The organism is Streptomyces camelliae, assembly GCF_027625935.1.
In the GTDB taxonomy this organism is placed as follows: domain Bacteria; phylum Actinomycetota; class Actinomycetes; order Streptomycetales; family Streptomycetaceae; genus Streptomyces; species Streptomyces camelliae.
On sequence record NZ_CP115300.1, the window covers coordinates 6576238 to 6596196 of the forward strand.

Below are 19959 nucleotides of genomic sequence, written 5' to 3' on the forward strand. Positions count from 1 at the left end.
GGTGATCGCCGGACCGGCACGCGGCCCGCGCCGCCCCGACCCGGTGAGACTGCCGCCATCTCTGGTGGAGGTGGCGGACAGGATGACCGGCGACAGCACACAGACGTGTACGGACGAGGCACTGAGCCTCTCGGCGATCGTGGCCCGCGCGCCACGGGTCGCACAGCTCGCGGCGCGGTGCGCCGAGGAGGCGGAGGCCGCGCGGCGGCTCACGCCCGAGGTGGTCGAGGCACTGAAGGAGGCCGGTTTCGCCCGGCACTTCGTGCCCGCGGCCCACGGCGGCACCGAGGGCGGCTTCGAGGAGCTGACCCACGCGGTCGGCCTGGTCGGCGAGGGCTGCGCCTCGGCCGCCTGGGCCGCCTCGCTGGCCGCGTACGCCGGCCGGTACGCCGCGTTCCTGCCCGCCGCCGGGCAGGCGGAGATCTGGGCCGACGGCCCCGACGTCCTGCTGGCCGGAGCGCTCATGCCCGCCGGGCAGGCCGAGCGGGTGCCCGGCGGCTGGCGGCTGAGCGGTGAGTGGAAGTACATCAGCGGGGTGCACTTCGCCGACTGGGTCCTCGCCTGTTCGGTCGTACCGGGTGAGGCCGTTTCGGACGGGCATCGCGGCGGGCGTCCCGGCGGGGGCGGCGAGGTGCGGTTCTTCGCGGTGCCGAAGCCGGACGTCTCGGTCAGGGACAGCTGGTTCACGCTGGGCATGCGCGGGACCGGCAGCGACACCCTGGTCCTCTCCGAGGCTTTCGTGCCCGACCATCTGACCCTCGGCAGATCCGCGGTCCACGAGGGCCGGGCGATCGGCACGGACGCCCGCTGCCACATCGTCCCGATGTACGCCGTGAACGCGCTGCCCTTCGCCGCCCCGCTGGTCGGTGCCGCCCGGGGTGCGCTGCGGGCCGCGCACGAGCAGACCGGGCGGCGTCTGGACCGGCGCGGCAATTTGGTCCGCGACAAGCCGTCGGTGCAGATCGACCTGGCCCGGTCCGCCGCCGAGGTGGACGCCGCCGAACTCCTCGTCCGGCGCACCGCCCGGGCGGCCGACGGCATCGACGAGCCCGGCGCGGCCGAGGCGGCGGTGCGCGGGCCGAGGGATCTGGCGCTGGCCGTGGAACTGCTGGTGTCCGCCGTGGAGCGGCTCTTCCGGGCCACGGGCACCTCGGGGCACTTCGAGTCCGACCCCGTCCAGCGGTTCCGGCGGGACATCGACACGGCGGCCTCCCACGTGGCCCTGTCCTTCGAGACCACCGGCGCGGCCTACGGCGCCTGGGCCCTCGGCGCCGAGAACCCCACCCCGGCCCGCTGACCGCCGTACCGCCCCCCACGGCTCTCTCTGGTTGCCCGGTACCGGCGACGGCGGCATAGTCGTGATCGGTGACGGTGACCTCCCGGACACGAACGGTCACCGGGCCGGACGTCGCGGGACGGGTGGTGCGCGGTATGACCGATGGTCAGGATGTGATGGCGGCCGGGGTGACTCCCGAGGAGTTCCGGGACGCCATGGCGCGCTTTCCGTCGGGCGTGGTGGTGGTGACCGCCCGCTGCGAGGACGGCACCCCGCGCGGCTTCACGGCCAGCTCCTTCTGCTCGGTCTCCCTGGAACCGCCGCTGGTCCTGGTGTGTCTGTCGGACACGGCCGACTCGGCGGCGGTCTTCGCGCTCTGCGAGGACTTCGCGGTGAGCGTGCTGGCCCCGGAGCACCAGCATCTGGCGCTGCGGTTCGCCACCAAGGGCGCGGACAAGTTCTCCGACCGCCTGCTGCGGCCGAGCCCCGCCGGGCTGCCCGCGGTGTGGCAGGCGCCGGTCCAGCTGGACTGTGCCGCATACGCGCGTTACCCGGCCGGGGATCACACGATCCTGGTCGGCCGGGTAACGGGAGTGCGGCTGGGCGAGGGGTCGCCGATGGTCTACTGCGAGCGGGAGTTCCGCTCGCTGAACTGAGCCTCAGCGGCCCTTCGGCATGCGCATGCCCTTGGGCATGGGACCCTTCGGCAACGGCATGTTGGACATGAGGTCACCCATCGCCCGGAGCCGGTCGTTGGTGGCCGTCACCTGGGGGCCGGTCAGCACGCGCGGGAACTTCAGCATGGTCGTGCGCAGCTTCTTCAGCTCGACCAGGCCCTCGCCGTTGCCGACGATGACGTCGTGCACCGGAACGTCGGCCACGATGCGGTTCATCTTCTTCTTCTCGGCGGCCAGGAGGCTCTTCACCCGGTTCGGGTTGCCCTCGGCGACCAGCACGATGCCGGCCTTGCCGACCGCCCGGTGCACCACGTCCTGGCTGCGGTTCATCGCCACCGCCGGAGTCGTCGTCCAGCCCCGGCCGACGTTGTCCAGCACGGCGGCCGCGGCGCCCGGCTGGCCCTCCATCTGGCCGAAGGCGGCGCGCTCGGCGCGGCGGCCGAACACGATCGCGGTCGCCAGCAGAGCGATCAGCAGGCCGAAGATACCCAGATAGACCGGGTGCCCGAGCAGGAAGCCGATCGCGAGGAAGACAGCGAAGGTGCCGATGCCGACGGCCCCGAGCACAAGGCCGATCTTCGTGTCGACCTTACGGGTCATCTTGTAGGTGAGAGCGATCTGCTTCAGTCGCCCTGCGTTCGCGGCGTCCGCCGCGGTTTCCTTCCTCGCCATGGCACGAAGTCTACGTGGCCCCGGGAGCGCGGACGACGGCAGTGTCCGGGGCGGAAGGCGGGCGGAGCGTCAGGAGCCGCCCGCGGCCTGCTCCAGGACACGCTGCGCCTCGACCCGGTCCTTGGCGCGGCGGCGGTCCTCCAGCACGGAGGTCCAGGCGTTGCGGCGGGCGGTGCGCTGACCGCCGCTCATGAGCAGCGACTCGACGGCGCGGAGCGCGTCGGTGAAGGACGGGATGGCGGTGGCGCGTACGGGCGCGGCCTGCATGTTCGAGGTCCCCCCTCGGGGCAGCGGATGGTGTACGTGGCGTGATACCAGAGTCACTGTTTGGTGTTACCAGGGAGTGTCCGACCGGTCAAACAACCATGAAGCCTTGATGCGGGGTGTCCAAACGCTGACGCGGCCCTGATGGACGCCCTCATCAGCGAGGACGGTCAGGACCGCGTCGGTTCCGGCCGTTACTGGCCGGTAATTGCTTGTGCGCGAATTCACACAGCCTGCGAGGCGACGTAGGCGCCACGCTTCTCGATCGCCATCTGGTACAGACGGCCGGCCCGGTACGAGGACCGCACCAGCGGGCCCGACATCACGCCGGAGAAGCCGATCTGCTCGGCCTCCTCCTTCAGCTCCACGAACTCCTGCGGCTTCACCCAGCGCTCGACCGGGTGGTGCCGCACGGAGGGGCGCAGGTACTGGGTGATGGTGACCAGCTCGCAGCCCGCCTCGTGCAGCTGCCGGAGCGCCTCGCTGACCTCCTCGCGGGTCTCGCCCATGCCGAGGATCAGGTTGGACTTGGTGACCAGGCCGAAGTCGCGGGCCTCGGTGATGACCTTCAGGGAGCGCTCGTAGCGGAAGCCGGGGCGGATCCGCTTGAAGATCCGCGGCACCGTCTCCACGTTGTGCGCGAACACCTCGGGGCGCGAGGAGAAGACCTCGGCCAGCTGCTCCGGGACCGCGTTGAAGTCGGGAGCCAGCAGCTCCACCTTCGTACGGCCGCCCTCGCGCTCCGCCGTCTGCGCGTGGATCTGGCGCACGGTCTCGGCGTACAGCCACGCCCCGCCGTCCTCCAGGTCGTCGCGGGCGACGCCGGTGATGGTGGCGTAGTTCAGGTCCATCGTGACCACGGACTCGCCGACCCGGCGCGGCTCGTCGCGGTCCAGGGCCTCGGGCTTGCCGGTGTCGATCTGGCAGAAGTCGCAGCGCCGGGTGCACTGGTCGCCGCCGATGAGGAAGGTCGCCTCGCGGTCCTCCCAGCACTCGTAGATGTTCGGGCAGCCGGCTTCCTGGCAGACCGTGTGCAGGCCCTCGCTCTTCACGAGGTTCTGCATCTTCGTGTACTCGGGGCCCATTTTCGCCCGGGTCTTGATCCACTCGGGCTTGCGCTCGATGGGGGTCTGGCTGTTGCGGACCTCCAGGCGCAGCATCTTGCGTCCGTCGGGTGAGACTGCGGACACGACCGGCTCCCTGCTGTTCGACTTCGCGTAATCTTCGATTCCTCGGCGCACACCAGCGTACGCCCGTACTCTTCACGCCCTGCCGCAGAGGCCAACCTCGCGACCGCAGGCCTCATTCCCGGCTCAGGCGGACGCCTTCTCGATCACCCGCGGCTTCAGCTCCGCATTTTCGAGTACGTCCCTCAGGTGCCGCTCGACCACCGGCAGGACCTCCTCGATGGTGACGTCCTGGCCCAGCTCGTCCGCGAGCGAGGCGACGCCCGCGTCCCGGATCCCGCACGGGATGATCCGGTCGAACCACTTGTTGTCGGGGTTCACGTTGAGGGCGAAGCCGTGCATCGTGACGCCCTTGGCGACCCGGATGCCGATCGCGGCGATCTTGCGGTCCTCACGGCGCTGGCCGGCGTTGGACGGGGCGTACTCCGGGCCGTTGAGCCGGGGGTCGAACTCCTCGTCGTGCAGCCTCGGGTCGAAGTCCAGCGACAGCCCGCCGAGCGCCGGCCGCTGCTCGACCGGGTCGCCGAGCACCCACACCCCGCTGCGGCCCTCGACCCGGGTGGTCTCCACACCGAACTCGGCGCAGGCGCGGATGAGCGCCTCCTCCAGCCGCCGTACGTGCGCGACCACGTCCACCGGGCGGGGGAGCTTCTGGATCGGGTAGCCCACCAGCTGGCCCGGGCCGTGCCAGGTGATCTTGCCGCCGCGGTCCACGTCGATGACCGGGGTGCCGTCCAGCGGGCGCTCGTTGTCGGCGGTGCGCCGGCCCGCGGTGTAGACCGGGGGGTGCTCCAGGAGGATCACGGTGTCCGGGACCTCGTCGGCGAACCGGGCCGCGTGCACCCGGCGCTGCTCGTCCCAGGCCTCCTGGTAATCGACGGCATCCGCACCGAACCCCATGCGGACGAACCGCAACTCACTCACGGCAAGCGCCTCCCTCAGCGACGACCGGGCAATCGACCGAGCAATCGGTGTGTCAGGCACGTAACGCGCCCACGTCACTGTACGTCCGTCCGGCATACGTCAGCCCTGCGGGCGTTCCTCACACGATCGGATGAATGCCTGGCGTAAAGTGCGATCGCCTGCTCACTCTCCGCTACATTCGCGCCGTTCGTGAGGCCATATGGGCTGCTCAAAGGCAATCCGGGCACTTCAGGCCCGGTAGGCAGGAGACCGCACCGCAGATGACGGACCGACCCGCGCAGCGCACCCCCAACCGCCAGCTCGCCGCGCTCATCGCAGAGGCGGGGTTCTCCAACGCGGGTCTGGCCCGTCGAGTCGACCAGCTCGGCCTGGAGCACGGACTGGACCTGAGATACGACAAGACCTCGGTCACCCGCTGGCTGCGCGGACAGCAGCCCCGGGGTACCACCCCCGCCCTGATCGCCGAGGTGTTCACGCGCCGGCTCGGGCGCCGGCTCACCGCCCAGGATCTCGGCCTGGACGCGTGCGCGCCGGTGTACGCCGGACTGGAGTTCGCGGCCACCCCGGAGGAGGCCGTCGACATCGTCAGCGGGCTGTGGCGCAAGGACTCCGGCAGCCACGCCGAGCTGCGCAAGATCGCCTTCACCCCGGCGGGACTCGTCGTGCCCAGCCGGGACTGGCTGATCGGCAAGCCCGACGACAAGGTGGCCCGGGACCCGGCGCCCCGGGTGCCCGCGCAGGCCCGGCCGGGCCCGGTGAAGCCCCAGCCGCTCGCCCCGCCCCGGGCGCGCGGGAACGCCGAGCGCGTCCCCGGGCACAAGGTCACCGGCGGCGACATCGCCGCGCTCCGCTCGGTGGGCGAGCTGTTCCGCACCCTCGACGACCGGTTCGGCGGCGGCCACGCCCGCCAGGCCCTCGTGCGCTACCTGGAGCACGAGTGCGAGCCGATGCTCCGCGGCGCCTACGACGAACAGACCGGCCGCCGCCTCTTCGGCGCCGCCGCCGACCTCACCCGGCTCGCGGGCTGGACGTCGTACGACATCGCCGCGCACGGGCTCGCCCAGCGCTACTTCGTGCAGGCCCTGCGGCTCGCCCAGGCGGCCGGTGACCGGGCGTACGGCTCCTACGTGCTGGTCACCATGAGCCGCCAGGCCGTCTATCTCGGGCACGGCAGGGAGGCGGTGCAGCTGGCCCGGGTGGCCCAGCAGGGGGTCGGCACCGGCGCTCCGCCGGTCGTGCAGGCGCTGCTGCACGCCTCCGAGGCACGGGCGCACGGCGTGCTCGGCGAGGTGCGGGCGTGCACCGCGGCGCTCGTGCGGGCCGAGCGCGCCCTGGAGGCGGCCCGGCCCGGGGACGACGTGCCGTACTGGGCCAAGTTCTTCGACGAGGCCCAGCTCGCCGACGAGTTCGGGCACTGCCACCGGGATCTGCAGCAGTTCCGGGCCGCCGCCCAGCACGCCGAACGCTCCCTCCAGCTCCGCGCGCCCTCCTTCGCCCGCAGCCGCCTTTTCTGCCGTGTCGTCCTCGCCACCGCCCGCCTGGGCCTCGGCGAACTCGACCAGGCCTGCGCCCTGGCCGCGGAGGCCGCCGGCCAGGCCGCGGAGATGCGGAGCGCTCGCGCGATCGAGTACGTGAGGGACTTCGAGCGACGGTTGGAGCCGTATCGCGACGCGGCACCGGCCAGGGGGTATCGGGAGAAGGTGGCGGCGTTGGGGTGAGTCCGGGCTGAACACCCCCTAGGCCGCGCGCGGCAGCGTCGGCGCCGGGTCCGCGTTGTGCATCGAGCCCGCCGCTCCCAGGTCCGCCAGGATCGCGGACGCGGCCCGGTGGGCGGAGTGCAGGGCGCCCTGGACCGTGCTGGTGTCGCGGTGGTCGCCGCAGACGTACAGGCCGGCCAGCAGGCGTACGGGGCGGCGCAGGTCGTGCGGGGGCCGCATCGCCGGGACCGCCTCGGGGGTGTGGTGCACGGCCAGCGTCTCCCAGCGGCGCGTCGAGGTGCCGTAGAGCCGGGAGAGGTGGATGCGGACGGCGGTGTCCACGCTCTCCGGCGGCGGCCCCAGGACCGTCGAGGAGATCAGGACGCGACCGACCGGCGCCCGGCTCGGGTCCACGTTGCTGATCACCGCCGTGTGCGCCACCGGCCCGCCCCGGTCGGCGTCCAGGAGGAGCGAGGTGCCGGTGGCGAAGACGGCCGCCGGTTCGTCGGTGGTGTGGTGGACCACGGTCACCGGGTGGAAGTCCGGCACCCGCAGGCCCGGCAGCAGTTCCGCCGCGGCCCGCGCGTCCGTGGCCAGCAGCACCGCCCGGCAGCGGATCTCCCCGTGCTCGGCGGTGGTCACCGAGGTGGTGGACACCGAGGTCACCCGCGTCCCGGTGCGCACGGTGCCGGGCGGCAGCGCCCGCGCCAGCAGCTCCGGCAGTACGTCCGCCCCGCCCTCCGGCACACACAGCCGGCCGCTCGCGAAGGCGCGCAGCGCGAGGTCGGCGCACCGGCTGGAGGTGGTCAGCCCGGGGTCGCAGAGCAGCGTGGCGAGCAGGGGGCGCAGGAAGCCGTCGATCGTGCGCGCCGGGACCCCGCGCCGGGCGAGCGCCTGGGCGGCGGGCATCTCGGGGCGGGCCAGGATGCGCTCGACGGGTGTGGCGGCGATCCGGCCGAGCGCGGCGCTCAGCCGGGCCTGGTCCACCGCGCCGCCCACCGGCGCGCCGGCCCGGCCGGGAGCCGCCGCCGGACTCCTGGGGGCGCTCGCCAGGGCGCGCACCGCATGGAGTGCGCCCCGTGCGCCCCTTGCGCTCCCGCCGGGTGCCGGTGCGCCCGCGCGCTGGGTGTGCCCGTCGCGGTGCAGCAGGACACCGGGCGCGAAGCTGCGCAGGACGAGGGAGTCCAGGCCCGGGGTCGTGCGGAGTTCGGGGTAGGACGTGGACAGCAGCTGTCCGATGCGGTCGAGCCGGAAGCCGTCGACCTTCTCCGTCGACATACGGCCGCCCACGTAAGGGGCGGCCTCAAGGACTGCGGTCGTTACTCCTGCGCTGGTGAGCCGATGAGCCGCCGAGAGTCCGGCGATTCCGGCTCCCACGATGACGACGTCCACCTGGTACGCGGGCTCAAGCACGAGGCCCCTCCTGTGGTTGCGCGGCCGGTGGAGACGTCATGCCCCCAACAGGCTCCAGGGATACCCGAGTTCGGGTCGAGGTTAGGGCCGTGATCGGTCACGAACAGTCGCGCATGGGCAGGGCACGGTCGCATGGAGGTCGCATTCGGTCACAAGAGGTCGCAGGACATCCTTCGTGCACGTCGTGCACGGCGCGTGTACGGCGGGCGGGCGGGATCGCATGCCTCCGGCCGCCGGATCGTATACGTCAGGCCGCCCGGATCGCGTCGTCGATGCCCGGGAACGCGAAGGTGAACCCCGACTCCAACAGCCGCTTCGGCACCACCCGCTGACTGCCCAGCACGTCGCCCGCCATCTCGCCCAGCACCGCCCGCAGCACCGGCGCCGGCACCGCGAACGCGGCCGGGCGATGCAGGACGCGCGCCATCGCCGCCGTGATCTCACGGTTCGTCAGCGGCTCAGGTGCCGTCAGGTTGAACGGCCCGGACAGGGACTCGGTGTCGATGAGATGCCGGATCGCGGCGACCTCGTCGTGCAGCGCGATGTACGACCAGTACTGCCGCCCGTCGCCCAGCCGCCCCCCGAGCCCCGCCCGGAACAGCGGGAACAGCCGCCCCCAGGCCCCGCCGCCCCGGGCCACCACCAGCCCCGTCCGGGCGAACACCGTCCGCACGCCCGCCTCCTGCGCGGGCGCCGCCGCCTCCTCCCACTCCACGCACAGCGAGGGCAGGAACCCGTCGCCCGGCGGCGCCTCCTCGTCCACCGCCCGGTCGCCGGTGTCGCCGTAGAAACCGATCGCGCTGCCGCTGACGAACACCCGCGGCGGCTCGGGCAGCGCGGCCACCGCCTCCGCCAGTGCGGCCGTGCCCAGCACCCGGCTGTCCCGCAGCAGCCGCTTGTACGCCGGCGTCCAGCGCCGGTCGCCGATCCCGGCCCCGGCCAGATTCACCACCGCCGTACACCCGGTCAGCCCCGCCGCGTCCACATACTGCCCCTCGGGATCCCAGCAGACCTCGTCCGGCTTCGCGGCCGCCCGGCGCACCAGCCGTACCACCTCGTGCCCGTCCGCCGTCAGGGACCGCACCAGGGCGCTGCCGATCAGGCCCGACGCACCGGCCACCGCGATACGCATCCGTTCCATGGCTTCCATGGCCCCAGCATGCCCGCGGCCGCGGCGAAAACCCGTGAGGTGCTCCGGCCGCCCGCCGTAGGGTGATCGCCATGCCGGAGCCGTACATACGCGTGGCCGTGGCCGACGACGAGGAGGGCCTCGCCCTGCTCGACCGCGCCACCTGGTCCACCCTGCACGCCGTCTCGCCCCCGCCCGAGGGGCCGTTCTTCGACGAGCGCCATGTCCCCGGGGACTACCTGGTCGCCGAGTCCGGCGGCCGGATCGTCGGGTACGTCCGCCTCGCCCGCCCGACCCCGCTCGCCTCCAACGCGCACGTCCTGCAGATCCAGGGCCTCGCCGTCGCCGACGAGGCGCGCGGGCAGGGCATCGGGCGCGCGCTGATCCGGGCCGCCGTCGCGCAGGCGCGCGGACGCGGTGCGCGACGGCTGAGCCTGCGCGTGCTCGGGCACAACGCCCCGGCCCGCGCGCTGTACGCGTCCGAGGGGTTCGCCGTCGAGGGCGTACAGCCGGGGGAGTTCCTCCTCGACGGCGCCTACGTCGACGACGTGCTCATGGGCCGCACGCTGTGACCTGAACGCTCAGGAGCTGACCAGGTGGCCGGCGTCCACCGGCGCGGTCGCCGTGGCCGCGCGCTGGGCGTCGCCCGCCACCTCGGACGCCGTGAGCGCGTACCCCGTCTCGGCGTCGGAGGTGGAACGGGCGAAGACCACCCCGAAGACCCTGCCGTCCGTGGTCAGCAGCGGGCCGCCGGAGTTGCCCGGGCGGACCGTGGAGCGGATCGCGTAGATGTCCCGGGTGACCGTGGCGTCGTTGTAGATGTTCTGCCCGGTCGCCTCCACCCGGCTCGCCACCGTCGCCGCCTGCAGATCCAGGCCGCCGTCCTGCGGATAGCCCGCGACCACCGCCGAGTCCCCGCGCGACGCCTTCGCGTCGAAGTGCAGCACCGGGGCGCGCAGGCCCGGCACGTACAGCACCGCCACGTCCCGGTCGGGGTCGAAGAGCACCACCCGGGCGTCGTACGACCGCCCGACCCCGCCGATCCGCACGCTCGGGTGGTCGATGCCCGCCACCACGTGCGCGTTGGTCATCACATGCTCCGTGGCGTAGACGAAGCCGCTGCCCTCGCGGCCCTCGTTGCCCGAGACACCCTCGATCTTCACCGTGCTCAGCTTCGCCGCGCTGGTCGCGGCCGGGGTCACGCTGTCGCCGGAGGGGCGGGCCACCTGGGCCGTCGACTCGTTCTCGAACGGGTTGAAGACCTGCGGGAAACCCGCCTCGGTCAGCGCCGAGGTGGCCCGGGAGAACCACGCCGGCGTCGTCTGCGGCATCGACTGCTGCACCGCGCCGAGCAGCGTCGAGTTCCGTATCGCCGTCGTCAGCATCTGCGACGGGGCCGCGCCCAGCACGCTCGCCGCCACCCAGGCCACGATCAGCACCGCGACGGAATTGGCCGCGGCGCCCCCCATCCCGTCGAGCACCCGCAGCGGCCGCGGCCCCTGGTCCAGCTCCCCGCGCAGCCGCAGCGCCAGCCGGCCCGCCAGCCCATGGCCCACCACCGCGGGCACCAGCACCGTCACCACCGCGAGCACCGTCGCCGCCGCCGTGCCACGCGCCACCAGACCGGTCACCCACGGCAGCACCCACACGCCGACGGCCGCGCCGCCGACGAACCCCGCCAGGGAGACGCAGCCGGCCACCAGTCCGCGCCGGTAGCCGGACACCGCGTAGACGAGGATCACCAGCACAAGCACCAGGTCGAGCAGGTCCACGGAGCCGCCTTTCTCTCGGACCCCTCAGTACGGACGGGACGGGCCCGGTGATTCAGTCACCCACATCTGGACGACCACCGCGCGGCGAACCGACCACGTATGTGTGTACCCCCAGAAACGTCCCGGACCGGGATGATGGTTCCACCAGGTGGCACAGCGCACATCGCGGGCACGGCGTGTCGCCTTGAAAGTGGGACCATGCGTGCTGTTCGAAGACCACTGAGAAGACTGAGAACGCTGAGACGCCCGGGGGTGGGGCTGCTGCCCGGGCTGCGGGGGCCACTGCGTGGGGGGCGGGTGCCGTTGTGGGGGGTGCGGCGGGCGCCCGTGGCCGCAGGAGAGGTCCCTGAGGCGCTGAGCAGCTCCGAGGTGCCGGAGCCCGGGGAATCCGCCGAGCAGGGGACGCGGTGGACGACAGGGCTGATGGGGCCCGCCGGGTCGCCCGGGCCGTCGGCGCCGCTGCCCGGAGCCTTCGCGCCGCCGTACGGGGGATCCGAGCCGCCGTTCGCCGCCGCCGTGGCGCCGGGCGGGAAGGCGGAGCCGGAGACAGGCGTGTCCGGGCGGGCGCGGTGGCGTGGCCGGGTGCCTGTGGCGGTGCTGGTGCTGGCCGGGTGTCTGCCCGGGGTCCTCGCGCTGCTCGCGCTGGTGCTGTTCACCCGAGGAGGCGACGCGCCCGTCACCGTGCGGGCCGACCGGCACGGGGCGGGGGCGGCCACGGCGCCCTACCGTGCGCACCGCCCGGCCATCGTGCCCCGGTCCGTCTGGCTGGGCCCCCTCACCCCGCACCAGCCGCCGCCCCACTACGACGACAAGGTGATCGCCGTCTTCCTGCACCACACCGACTCACCCAGTTCCTACGACTGCGCGGACGCGCCCAGCATCATCCGGCACCTGTACGCCGGCCAGACCGGTGACCGCAACTGGGACGACCTCGGCTACAACTTCGTCGTGGACCGCTGCGGCACCATCTACGAGGGCCGCGCCGGAGGCGTCGACCGGCCCGTCACCGGCGCCCACACCCTCGGCTTCAACCACCGCACCGCCGGCATCGCCGCCCTCGGCACCTTCACCGAGGGCGTCCCCGTACCCCGCGCCATGACCGACGCGATCGCCGCCCTGGTCGCCTGGAAACTGGGCCTCGCCGGGGTCGACCCGCGCGACAGCACCCGGCTGCTCTCCAGCAGCAGCCTCAGCCGCTATCAGGCCGGTACCACCGTCACCCTGCCCGCCCTGGCCGGCCACGACGCCGGCTACATGACCAGCTGCCCCGGCGCCGCCCTCACCGCCCGCCTCCCCGAGATCCGCGAGGCCGCCGCCCGCCTCCAGGGCCGCCCCGCCCACAGGAACGCCACAGGCGTCCCGCAGCCTTCTCCGAGGACCGCCCCCTAGGGTCGACGCACGCCGACAAGCCGACCGGAGGTGGGGTAACGATGAGCGGTCGTACACAGCGACAGGAAAAGGTCTCCCTGTGGGGCCGGGCGGTGCGCAGCCCCTGGACCGTGGTCTGCGTCGTCGCCGCGGTCGTGGTCGGCCCGGCCGCCGGCACGGCCGCCGCGCTCGACCGGGCCAACGCGGCGCCGCCCCTGCACGTCCCGGCCGATCAGCCCCTGAAGCGATCCCAGAGCCTGGGGTAACGCTCCGCGAGGACGGCTTCGTTCTCGAAGTCGATCGAGGTGCCCTCCGGTTCCGCGGGGGCCGGGGCGATGCCCAGGTCCGGGGCGACGGTGCCGGTCAGCTGCTCGTAGGCCTCGTCCGCCGCGTAGCCCAGCTCCTCGCCGTCGCCGTCGATCTCCTCGTCGAAGTCGCCCAGCAGGTCCGCCAGCGCGTCCGGATCGTGCAGCGCGCCCTCGAAGACCTCCCGGCCCTGGCCGATCAGCCAGCACCGGAAGAAGTCGAACGCGTCGTCGCTGGCCCCGTCCAGCAGCACCCAGGCGGCACCCCACAGGTCCCAGCGGTAGGCCCGGTTGTAGCGGGCCTCGAAGTGACGGGCGAAGTCCAGCACCAGGTCCGGTTCCAGTTGGAGCAGCCGGTCCAGGAGCAGGTCGGCCTGATCCTCGGGGTCGCCCTCGGCGGCCTCGCGGCTGGTGTCGATCAGCTCCCAGAACTCCGTCTCGTCCATCACGGGACCAGCATCGTGCCTGGACCCCTGCGACGCACGCGGAGTACGCCGGAGTACGGCGGAGTACGGCGGATCGTTATCGGGCGCCCCCGTCTTCATCGGGCCCTCCGTCTTCATCGGGCGCCCCGTTCCCGTACCGCGCGGCGAGCCGGGCCGCGTCCGCCGCGAACCGCTGCCGCAGGCTCGCCGGGGCCAGCACCTCGGCCTCCGCCCCGAGCGCCGTCAGCTGTGTGTACGCGACCTCCTCGGACTCCACCGGCACCGTGACCGTCACCCAGCCCTCGCCGTCCGGCTCGCCCGGCTCCGCCAGGGCCTCCCGCGCGGACAGCGGATCGACGGCGTACCGCAGCCGGCGCACCCCGTCCGCAGACAGCCGTACGACGACCTCGGCGCGCAGGATCGAGCGCGCGAACCGCTCGGCCTGGCCCGCCCAGTGGCCGGGCAGATCGAAGTCCGGGTCACGGGTGAAGCGTTCCTCCAGGGGATCCACGGCGCCGAACCGGTCGATCCGGTACGTCCGGAAGTCGCCGTGGCCGTCGGACACCCGCGCGCACAGGTACCAGACGCCCGCCTTCAGCACGAGCCCGTACGGCTCCAGCTCCCGCTCGACCGTGCTCTCCCCGCGCCGGTAGACCGCGCGGATCCGCCGGTCGTCCCACACCGCCTCGGCCACCGCCGGCAGCAGCGCGGGCGTCTCCGGCTCCCGGAACCAGGCCGGCGCGTCCAGATGGAAGCGCCGGCCCGCGCTGTCCGGGGCGTCCCGCAGCGAGGGCAGCAGGGCGGCCGACACCTTCAGCCGGGCCGCCGACGCCGCGTCGTCCAGGCCCATCTCCCTGAGCGCCCCCGGCACCCCGCTCAGGAACAGCGCCTCCGCCTCGCTCCTGGCCAGCCCCGTCAGCCGCGTCCGGTACCCGCCGACCAGCCGATACCCTCCGGCCCGCCCCCGGTCGGCGTACACCGGCACGCCCGCCTCCGACAGCGCCTGCGCGTCCCGCGTGACCGTCCGCTCCGAGACCTCCAGTTCGGCCGCGAGTTCGGCCGCGGTCATGGCGGGGCGGGACTGGAGGAGGAGCACCATCTTGATGAGCCGGGCCGCACGCATACGGCCATCATGCAATGAGGCCCCCCGCCACAGCGGAGGGCCTCATCGTCCGGCTCTTTACAGCCCGTACTTCTCCCGGGCCTCCTTGACCGCCGTGGCCTTCACCTCGCCGCGCCGGGCGAGCTGGGCCAGGGCCGCGACGACGATCGACCGGGCGTCGACGCCGAAGTGGCGGCGGGCGGCGTCGCGGGTGTCCGAGAGGCCGAAGCCGTCGGCGCCCAGCGAGGAGTAGTCCTGCTCGACCCACTGCGCGATCTGGTCCGGGACCTGGCGCATGTAGTCGGAGACCGCGAGGACCGGGCCCTCGGCGCCCTGCAGGGCCTGGCGGACGTACGGCACGCGCTCCTCGCCGCGCAGCAGGGCCGCGTCGGCCTCCATGGCGTCCCGGCGCAGCTCGGTCCAGGAGGTCGCCGACCAGACGTCGGCCGCGACACCCCACTCCTCGGCGAGCAGCTTCTGCGCCTCAAGGGCCCAGTGGATCGCCGTACCGGAGCCGAGCAGCTGGATGCGGGCGGCGTTGGCGGCCGGGGACAGGCCCGCGGACTCCGCCGTGTTGAAGCGGTACAGACCCTTGACGATGCCCTCGTCGATGCCGAGGCCCTGCGGCTTGGCGGGCTGCGGCAGCGGCTCGTTGTAGACCGTCAGGTAGTAGAAGACGTTCTGGTCCTCGCCCGGCTTCGCCTCGCCGTACATCCGGCGCAGACCCTCACGGACGATCACCGCGATCTCGTACGCGAACGCGGGGTCGTACGACAGCGCCGCCGGGTTGGTCGCGGCGATCATCGGGGAGTGGCCGTCGGCGTGCTGCAGGCCCTCGCCCGTCAGGGTCGTACGGCCGGCCGTCGCGCCGACGAGGAAGCCGCGGCCGAGCTGGTCGCCGAGCTGCCACATCTGGTCGGCGGTGCGCTGCCAGCCGAACATCGAGTAGAAGATGTAGAAGGGGATCATCGCCTCGCCGTGCGTCGCGTACGACGACGAAGCGGCGATGAAGTCGGCCATCGAACCGGCCTCGGTGATCCCCTCGTTGAGGATCTGGCCGTTCTGGGCCTCCTTGTAGTACATCAGCTGGTCGCGGTCGACCGGCTCGTACGTCTGGCCCTTGGGGGAGTAGATGCCCAGGGACGGGAACAGCGACTCCATACCGAAGGTGCGCGCCTCGTCGGGGACGATCGGCACCCAGCGCTTGCCCGTCTCCTTGTCGCGGACCAGGTCCTTGACCAGGCGGACGAAGGCCATCGTCGTCGCCACGTTCTGCGAGCCGGAGCCCTTGTCGAAGGAGGCGAACGCCTTCTCCGCCGGGGCCGGCAGCGGGGCCAGCGCGTGCGTACGGCGGGCCGGAGCGGGGCCGCCGAGGGCCGCGCGGCGCTCCTGGAGGTAGCGGACCTCGGGGGAGTCGGCGCCCGGGTGGCCGTAGGGCACCACGCCGTCGACGAAGTCGCTGTCCTTGATCGGCAGGCCGAGCAGGTCGCGCATCGTCTTGAACTCGTCCACCGTCAGCTTCTTCATCTGGTGGTTGGCGTTCTTCGACGCGAAGCCCTCGCCGAGGGTGTGGCCCTTGACCGTCTGGGCCAGGATCACGGTCGGCGCGCCCTTGTGCTCGACGGCGGCCTTGTACGCGGCGTAGACCTTGCGGGCCTCGTGACCACCACGGGAGAGGTGGAAACACTCAAGGATCTTGTCGTCGCTCAGCAGCTTCGCCATCTCGACGAGCGCCGGGTCCTTGCCGAAGAAGTCCTGGCGGATGTAGGCGGCGTCGCGGGTCTGGTACGTCTGCACCTGGGCGTCCGGTACCTCGCGCAGACGGCGTACGAGCGCGCCGGTCGTGTCGAGCGCGAACAGCTCGTCCCAGGCCGAGCCCCACAGCGTCTTGACGACGTTCCAGCCGGCGCCGCGGAACTGGGCCTCCAGCTCCTGCACGATCTTGAAGTTGGCACGGACCGGGCCGTCGAGGCGCTGCAGGTTGCAGTTGATGACGAAGGTCAGGTTGTCGAGGCCCTCGCGGCTCGCCAGCGCGAGCGCGGCCGTCGACTCGGGCTCGTCCATCTCGCCGTCGCCGAGGAAGGCCCAGACGTGGGAGGCGGAGACGTCCTTGATGCCGCGGTTGGTCAGGTACCGGTTGAAGCGCGCCTGGTAGATCGCGGAGAGCGGGCCGAGGCCCATGGAGACGGTGGGGAACTCCCACAGCCAGGGCAGGCGGCGCGGGTGCGGGTAGGACGGCAGGCCGTTGCCGCCGGCCTCCTGGCGGAAGTTGTCCAGGTGCGCCTCGGTCAGGCGGCCGTCCAGGAAGGCGCGGGCGTAGATGCCGGGGGAGGCGTGGCCCTGGATGTACAGCTGGTCGCCGGAGCCGTCGCCCTCCTTGCCCTTGAAGAAGTGGTTGAAGCCGGTCTCGTAGAGCCACGCGGCCGAGGCGAAGGTGGCGATGTGGCCGCCGACGCCGTGCTTCGCACCACGGGTCACCATCGCAGCCGCGTTCCAGCGGTTCCAGGCGGTGATCCGGGCCTCCATCTCCGGGTCGCCGGGCAGGGCCGGCTCGGCGGAGGTGGGGATGGTGTTGACGTAGTCGGTTTCGAGGAGCTTCGGCAGCGCGATGCCGCCCGCCTCGGCGCGCTCCAGCGTGCGGCGCATCAGGTACGCGGCACGGTGCGGCCCGGCTTCCCTGGCCACGGCGTCCAGGGAGGCCTGCCACTCGGCGGTCTCCTCCGGGTCGCGGTCCGGGAGCTGGTCGAGCGCGCTCGGCTGGATGGCGTTGGGGTCGGTCATGTCGCCGCCTTCCTCAGTCGAAGGGGGTTCCCTCATCGGTGAAGGGTTCGGGGGTGCCCTAGGTCTTTGGCAGGACAGGGCGTGAACTTCGGTGGAAGTCCGTCGGCGACTGTAACTCCCTGATCGATGATCGATCAAAGGGTTGAGGGGCAAAACTTCTCGATTGCGAAAAAGTCGGCACCCGGTGCCTTCGATCAGGGCACCGAGTGTCGGTCCTGAGGCGTGTTTTCGCAGGTCGAGCCACGTTTGAGCATGACTCTGCTCGCTGGTGCTACGGCGTGCCAGGGACGCTCACGGCCGCGGGGCGCAGCCGAGGACGTGCGACTTCACCAGCTCCGCGATCCGCGGATCCCGGCGCTTGAACGCCTGAACGAGCTCCTCGTGCTCCTCGGCGTACGACTGCTGCACCGTGCCCAGCCAGCGGATGGACAGTGCCGTGAAGACCTCGATGCCGAGGCCCTCCCAGGTGTGCAGCAGCACCGAGTTGTGCGCCGCGCGGACCAGTTCGCGGTGGAAGCCGACCGTGTGCCGGACCTGGGCCGTGCCGTCGGCCTCGCGGTCCGCCTCGTACAGGGCCAGGACGTGCGGCTCCAGGGCCGAGCAGTCCTCGGCGAGGCGGTCGGCGGCCAGCTCGGCGGCGATGGCTTCGAGCCCGGCGCGCACCGGGTAGCTCTCCTCCAGGTCGGCCGCGCTCAGGTTCCGCACCCGGACGCCCTTGTTCGGCGCCGACTCGATCAGCCGGAGCGACTCCAGCTCGCGCAGGGCCTCACGGACCGGGGTCTGGCTGACCTCCAGCTCGGTGGCGATCCGGCGCTCCACGATGCGCTCGCCCGGCTGCCAGCGCCCGCTGACGATCCCCTCCACGATGTGCTCGCGGATCTGTTCGCGCAGCGAGTGGACGACGGGCGCGGTCATGAGGGGCTCCTTAGGGAGGGCTGACGTTTAGACAATACGGCGGGTTCGCTCCGGGGGTGGGGCGTGTGGGGGTGCTTTTGCGCAGGTGAGACGAGCCTTACACGCACCGTGTGCCGACAAACACGACACCCCGCCCGGAAGAAGCTCCGGACGGGGTGCCGTACTGCCCGAGTGGGGAGGGTCAGAGGCCCAGCTCTACGTCGTTGAGATCCTCAGCCCTGTCAGAGACCGAGTTCGACCTCGAACTCGCCCGCCTCCAGGATCGCCTTGACCGCCGTCAGGTAACGGGCCGCGTCGGCGCCGTCGACCAGGCGGTGGTCGTAGGAGAGGGTCAGGTAGGTCATGTCGCGGACGCCGATGACCGTGCCCTCCTCGGTCTCGATGACGGCCGGACGCTTGACCGTGGCACCGATGCCGAGGATCGCGACCTGGCCCGGCGGCACGATGATCGTGTCGAAGAGCGCACCGCGCGAACCGGTGTTGGAGATGGTGAAGGTCGCGCCGGACAGCTCGTCCGGGGTGATCTTGTTGGCGCGGACCTTGCCCGCCAGCTCCGCCGTGGCCTTGGCGATGCCCGCGATGTTGAGGTCGCCGGCGTGCTTGATGACCGGGGTCATCAGGCCCTTCTCGGAGTCCACCGCGATCCCGATGTTCTCGGAGTCGAAGTAGGTGATCGTGCCCTCGGCCTCGTTGATCTTGGCGTTGATGACCGGGTGGGCCTTCAGCGCCTGGGCCGCCGCCTTCACGAAGAACGGCATCGGGGAGAGCTTGACGCCCTCGCGCGCGGCGAAGGAGTCCTTGGCCTGGGCGCGCAGGCGCATCAGGCGGGTGACGTCGACCTCGACGACCGACGACAGCTGGGCCTGCTCGTGCAGCGCCTTGACCATGTTGTCGCCGATGACCTTGCGGATGCGGGGCATCTTGACGGTCTGACCACGGAGGGGGGAGACCTCCAGGACCGGCGCCTTCTTGGCGGCGGCGACAGCCGGAGCAGCGGCGGCCGGAGCCGGAGCGGCGGCGGCGGCCTTCGCGGCCTCGGCGGCGGCGATGACGTCCTGCTTGCGGATACGGCCGCCGACGCCGGTGCCCTTGACGGCGGACAGGTCGACGCCGTTCTCGGCGGCGAGCTTGCGCACCAGCGGGGTGACGTACGCGCCCTCGTCCGTCGCCTGGACGGCGGTCGGGGAGGTCGGCGCGGTGGCCGGGGTGACCGGGGCCGGAGCCGGCGCGGGGGCCGGAGCCGGAGCGGCGGCGACCGGGGCGGGCGCCGGGGCCGGGGCAGCCGGAGCCGCGGGGGCAGCCGGAGCCGGAGCCGGGGCCGGGGCGGCCGGGGCAGCGGCGGCGGGCGCCGGCGCCGGAGCGGCCGGAGCCGGAGCGGCGGCCGGGGCGGCACCCGGGGCACCGATGACGGCGAGCTTGGCGCCGACCTCGGCGGTCTCGTCCTCGTTCACCACGATCTCCAGCAGCACGCCGGAGGCGGGCGCCGGGATCTCGGTGTCGACCTTGTCCGTGGAGACCTCAAGCAGCGGCTCGTCGGCCTCGACGGAGTCGCCGACCGCCTTCAGCCAGCGGGTGACGGTGCCCTCGGTGACGGACTCACCGAGCGCGGGCAGGACCACGTCCGTGCCGGTGGCGCCACCGGCCGGGGCGGCCGGGGCGGCGGCCGGAGCCGGAGCCGCGGGGGCCTCGGCGACCGGGGCCGGAGCCGCGGCGGGCTGGGCGGCCGGGGCCGGGGCCTCGGCGGCGGCGGGGGCCGGGGCGGCCGCGGAGGCGCCGGTGCCGTCGTCGATGACGGCCAGCTCGGCGCCGACCTCGACGGTCTCGTCCTCGGCGACCTTGATGGAGGACAGCACACCGGAGACGGGCGAGGGGATCTCGGTGTCGACCTTGTCGGTCGACACCTCCAGCAGCGGCTCGTCGGCCTCGACGCGCTCGCCCTCGGCCTTCAGCCAGCGGGTGACAGTGCCCTCGGTGACGCTCTCACCGAGCGCCGGAAGGGTTACGGAAACCGCCATGGTTTCGGTTGCTCCTTACGAATTGCGGAAGTCTGTG

General features: G+C 72.8%; 18 protein-coding genes. 6 read left to right on the forward strand and 12 right to left on the reverse strand.

Features of this window, described 5'->3' with window-relative positions:
• Positions 1–82: 82 nt before the first annotated feature.
• Together O1G22_RS30200 and O1G22_RS30205 are read left to right on the forward strand one after the other, a co-directional pair.
• Complete coding sequence (locus O1G22_RS30200; protein WP_270084209.1) at positions 83–1297, forward strand: acyl-CoA dehydrogenase family protein; 1215 nt, start codon at positions 83–85, stop codon at positions 1295–1297.
• Positions 1298–1431: 134 nt separating this feature from the next.
• Positions 1432–1932, forward strand: coding sequence for a flavin reductase family protein (locus tag O1G22_RS30205; protein WP_270084210.1), 501 nt, complete (start codon positions 1432–1434; stop codon positions 1930–1932).
• A 3-nt stretch (positions 1933–1935) separates the two neighbouring features.
• Here the strand turns inward: O1G22_RS30205 and O1G22_RS30210 are convergent, their stop codons facing one another.
• From O1G22_RS30210 to lipB, 4 genes are all read right to left on the reverse strand, one after another.
• Positions 1936–2625 carry a DUF4191 domain-containing protein gene (locus O1G22_RS30210; protein WP_225102304.1) on the reverse strand — a complete coding sequence of 230 codons (690 nt, stop codon included), beginning with the start codon at positions 2623–2625 and terminating at the stop codon, positions 1936–1938.
• A 69-nt stretch (positions 2626–2694) separates the two neighbouring features.
• Positions 2695–2892 carry an SCO2195 family GlnR-regulated protein gene (locus tag O1G22_RS30215; RefSeq protein ID WP_225102303.1) on the reverse strand — a complete coding sequence of 66 codons (198 nt, stop codon included), beginning with the start codon at positions 2890–2892 and terminating at the stop codon, positions 2695–2697.
• 221 nt (positions 2893–3113) lie between these two features.
• Positions 3114–4079, reverse strand: coding sequence for a lipoyl synthase (gene lipA / locus O1G22_RS30220; RefSeq protein ID WP_225102302.1), 966 nt, complete (start codon positions 4077–4079; stop codon positions 3114–3116).
• A 123-nt stretch (positions 4080–4202) separates the two neighbouring features.
• On the reverse strand, positions 4203–5000 hold the full coding sequence (gene lipB / locus O1G22_RS30225; RefSeq protein ID WP_270084211.1) for a lipoyl(octanoyl) transferase LipB: 798 nt from the start codon (positions 4998–5000) through the stop codon (positions 4203–4205).
• Positions 5001–5260: 260 nt separating this feature from the next.
• Here lipB and O1G22_RS30230 point away from each other — a divergent pair, with 260 nt between their 5' ends.
• A complete protein-coding gene (locus O1G22_RS30230; protein WP_270084212.1) occupies positions 5261–6718 on the forward strand; it encodes an NsdA family TPR-like regulatory protein in 1458 nt (485 codons plus the stop codon).
• Between the two features lie 18 nt (positions 6719–6736).
• Here the strand turns inward: O1G22_RS30230 and O1G22_RS30235 are convergent, their stop codons facing one another.
• On the reverse strand, positions 6737–8110 hold the full coding sequence (locus tag O1G22_RS30235; protein ID WP_270084213.1) for an NAD(P)/FAD-dependent oxidoreductase: 1374 nt from the start codon (positions 8108–8110) through the stop codon (positions 6737–6739).
• A 247-nt stretch (positions 8111–8357) separates the two neighbouring features.
• Positions 8358–9251 (reverse strand): TIGR01777 family oxidoreductase, encoded by an 894-nt coding sequence (locus O1G22_RS30240; RefSeq protein WP_270086591.1) that lies wholly within the window; start codon positions 9249–9251, stop codon positions 8358–8360.
• A gap of 80 nt (positions 9252–9331) precedes the next feature.
• On the opposite strand from O1G22_RS30240, the gene O1G22_RS30245 reads away from it, so the two are divergent.
• A complete protein-coding gene (locus O1G22_RS30245) occupies positions 9332–9811 on the forward strand; it encodes a GNAT family N-acetyltransferase (RefSeq protein ID WP_270084214.1) in 480 nt (159 codons plus the stop codon).
• Positions 9812–9820: 9 nt separating this feature from the next.
• Here the strand turns inward: O1G22_RS30245 and O1G22_RS30250 are convergent, their stop codons facing one another.
• A complete protein-coding gene (locus tag O1G22_RS30250; protein ID WP_270084215.1) occupies positions 9821–11011 on the reverse strand; it encodes a MarP family serine protease in 1191 nt (396 codons plus the stop codon).
• Positions 11012–11434: 423 nt separating this feature from the next.
• Between O1G22_RS30250 and O1G22_RS30255 the strand changes: the two genes are divergently transcribed.
• Both O1G22_RS30255 and O1G22_RS30260 read left to right on the forward strand, forming a co-directional pair.
• Positions 11435–12400, forward strand: a complete 966-nt coding sequence (locus tag O1G22_RS30255; RefSeq protein ID WP_428986519.1) for a peptidoglycan recognition protein family protein — start codon at positions 11435–11437, stop codon at positions 12398–12400.
• Between the two features lie 41 nt (positions 12401–12441).
• Complete coding sequence (locus tag O1G22_RS30260) at positions 12442–12645, forward strand: hypothetical protein (RefSeq protein WP_270084216.1); 204 nt, start codon at positions 12442–12444, stop codon at positions 12643–12645.
• Here O1G22_RS30260 and O1G22_RS30265 read toward each other — a convergent pair.
• The 5 genes from O1G22_RS30265 to sucB all read right to left on the reverse strand — a co-directional run bounded on the left by O1G22_RS30265 (position 12612) and on the right by sucB (position 19922).
• Positions 12612–13130, reverse strand: a complete 519-nt coding sequence (locus tag O1G22_RS30265; RefSeq protein WP_225102321.1) for a DUF4240 domain-containing protein — start codon at positions 13128–13130, stop codon at positions 12612–12614. The genes O1G22_RS30260 and O1G22_RS30265 overlap by 34 nt on opposite strands.
• A 76-nt stretch (positions 13131–13206) precedes the next feature.
• Positions 13207–14232, reverse strand: coding sequence for a helix-turn-helix transcriptional regulator (locus O1G22_RS30270; RefSeq protein WP_270084217.1), 1026 nt, complete (start codon positions 14230–14232; stop codon positions 13207–13209).
• 57 nt (positions 14233–14289) lie between these two features.
• Positions 14290–16992, reverse strand: a complete 2703-nt coding sequence (gene aceE, locus O1G22_RS30275) for a pyruvate dehydrogenase (acetyl-transferring), homodimeric type (protein ID WP_270084218.1) — start codon at positions 16990–16992, stop codon at positions 14290–14292.
• A gap of 291 nt (positions 16993–17283) precedes the next feature.
• Positions 17284–17907 carry a GntR family transcriptional regulator gene (locus O1G22_RS30280; protein ID WP_270084219.1) on the reverse strand — a complete coding sequence of 208 codons (624 nt, stop codon included), beginning with the start codon at positions 17905–17907 and terminating at the stop codon, positions 17284–17286.
• A 221-nt stretch (positions 17908–18128) separates the two neighbouring features.
• The gene (gene sucB / locus O1G22_RS30285; RefSeq protein WP_270084220.1) at positions 18129–19922 is read right to left on the reverse strand and encodes a 2-oxoglutarate dehydrogenase, E2 component, dihydrolipoamide succinyltransferase; all 1794 of its coding nucleotides are present in this window, start codon (positions 19920–19922) and stop codon (positions 18129–18131) included.
• Positions 19923–19959: the final 37 nt, after the last annotated feature.

Excerpts from the sequence above, each read along its gene's own strand:
- O1G22_RS30255 (WP_428986519.1), top strand. The coding sequence starts at position 11,435 with ATGGGGCCCGCCGGGTCGCCCGGGCCGTCGGCGCCGCTGCCCGGAGCC.
- O1G22_RS30270 (WP_270084217.1), bottom strand. The coding sequence starts at position 14,232 with ATGCGTGCGGCCCGGCTCATCAAGATGGTGCTCCTCCTCCAGTCCCGC.
- O1G22_RS30230 (WP_270084212.1), top strand. The coding sequence starts at position 5,261 with ATGACGGACCGACCCGCGCAGCGCACCCCCAACCGCCAGCTCGCCGCG.
- aceE (WP_270084218.1), bottom strand. The coding sequence starts at position 16,992 with ATGACCGACCCCAACGCCATCCAGCCGAGCGCGCTCGACCAGCTCCCG.
- O1G22_RS30200 (WP_270084209.1), top strand. The coding sequence starts at position 83 with ATGACCGGCGACAGCACACAGACGTGTACGGACGAGGCACTGAGCCTC.
- O1G22_RS30205 (WP_270084210.1), top strand. The coding sequence starts at position 1,432 with ATGACCGATGGTCAGGATGTGATGGCGGCCGGGGTGACTCCCGAGGAG.
- O1G22_RS30280 (WP_270084219.1), bottom strand. The coding sequence starts at position 17,907 with ATGACCGCGCCCGTCGTCCACTCGCTGCGCGAACAGATCCGCGAGCAC.
- sucB (WP_270084220.1), bottom strand. The coding sequence starts at position 19,922 with ATGGCGGTTTCCGTAACCCTTCCGGCGCTCGGTGAGAGCGTCACCGAG.
- O1G22_RS30265 (WP_225102321.1), bottom strand. The coding sequence starts at position 13,130 with ATGGACGAGACGGAGTTCTGGGAGCTGATCGACACCAGCCGCGAGGCC.
- O1G22_RS30245 (WP_270084214.1), top strand. The coding sequence starts at position 9,332 with ATGCCGGAGCCGTACATACGCGTGGCCGTGGCCGACGACGAGGAGGGC.
- O1G22_RS30210 (WP_225102304.1), bottom strand. The coding sequence starts at position 2,625 with ATGGCGAGGAAGGAAACCGCGGCGGACGCCGCGAACGCAGGGCGACTG.
- O1G22_RS30260 (WP_270084216.1), top strand. The coding sequence starts at position 12,442 with ATGAGCGGTCGTACACAGCGACAGGAAAAGGTCTCCCTGTGGGGCCGG.
- O1G22_RS30240 (WP_270086591.1), bottom strand. The coding sequence starts at position 9,251 with ATGGAACGGATGCGTATCGCGGTGGCCGGTGCGTCGGGCCTGATCGGC.
- O1G22_RS30215 (WP_225102303.1), bottom strand. The coding sequence starts at position 2,892 with ATGCAGGCCGCGCCCGTACGCGCCACCGCCATCCCGTCCTTCACCGAC.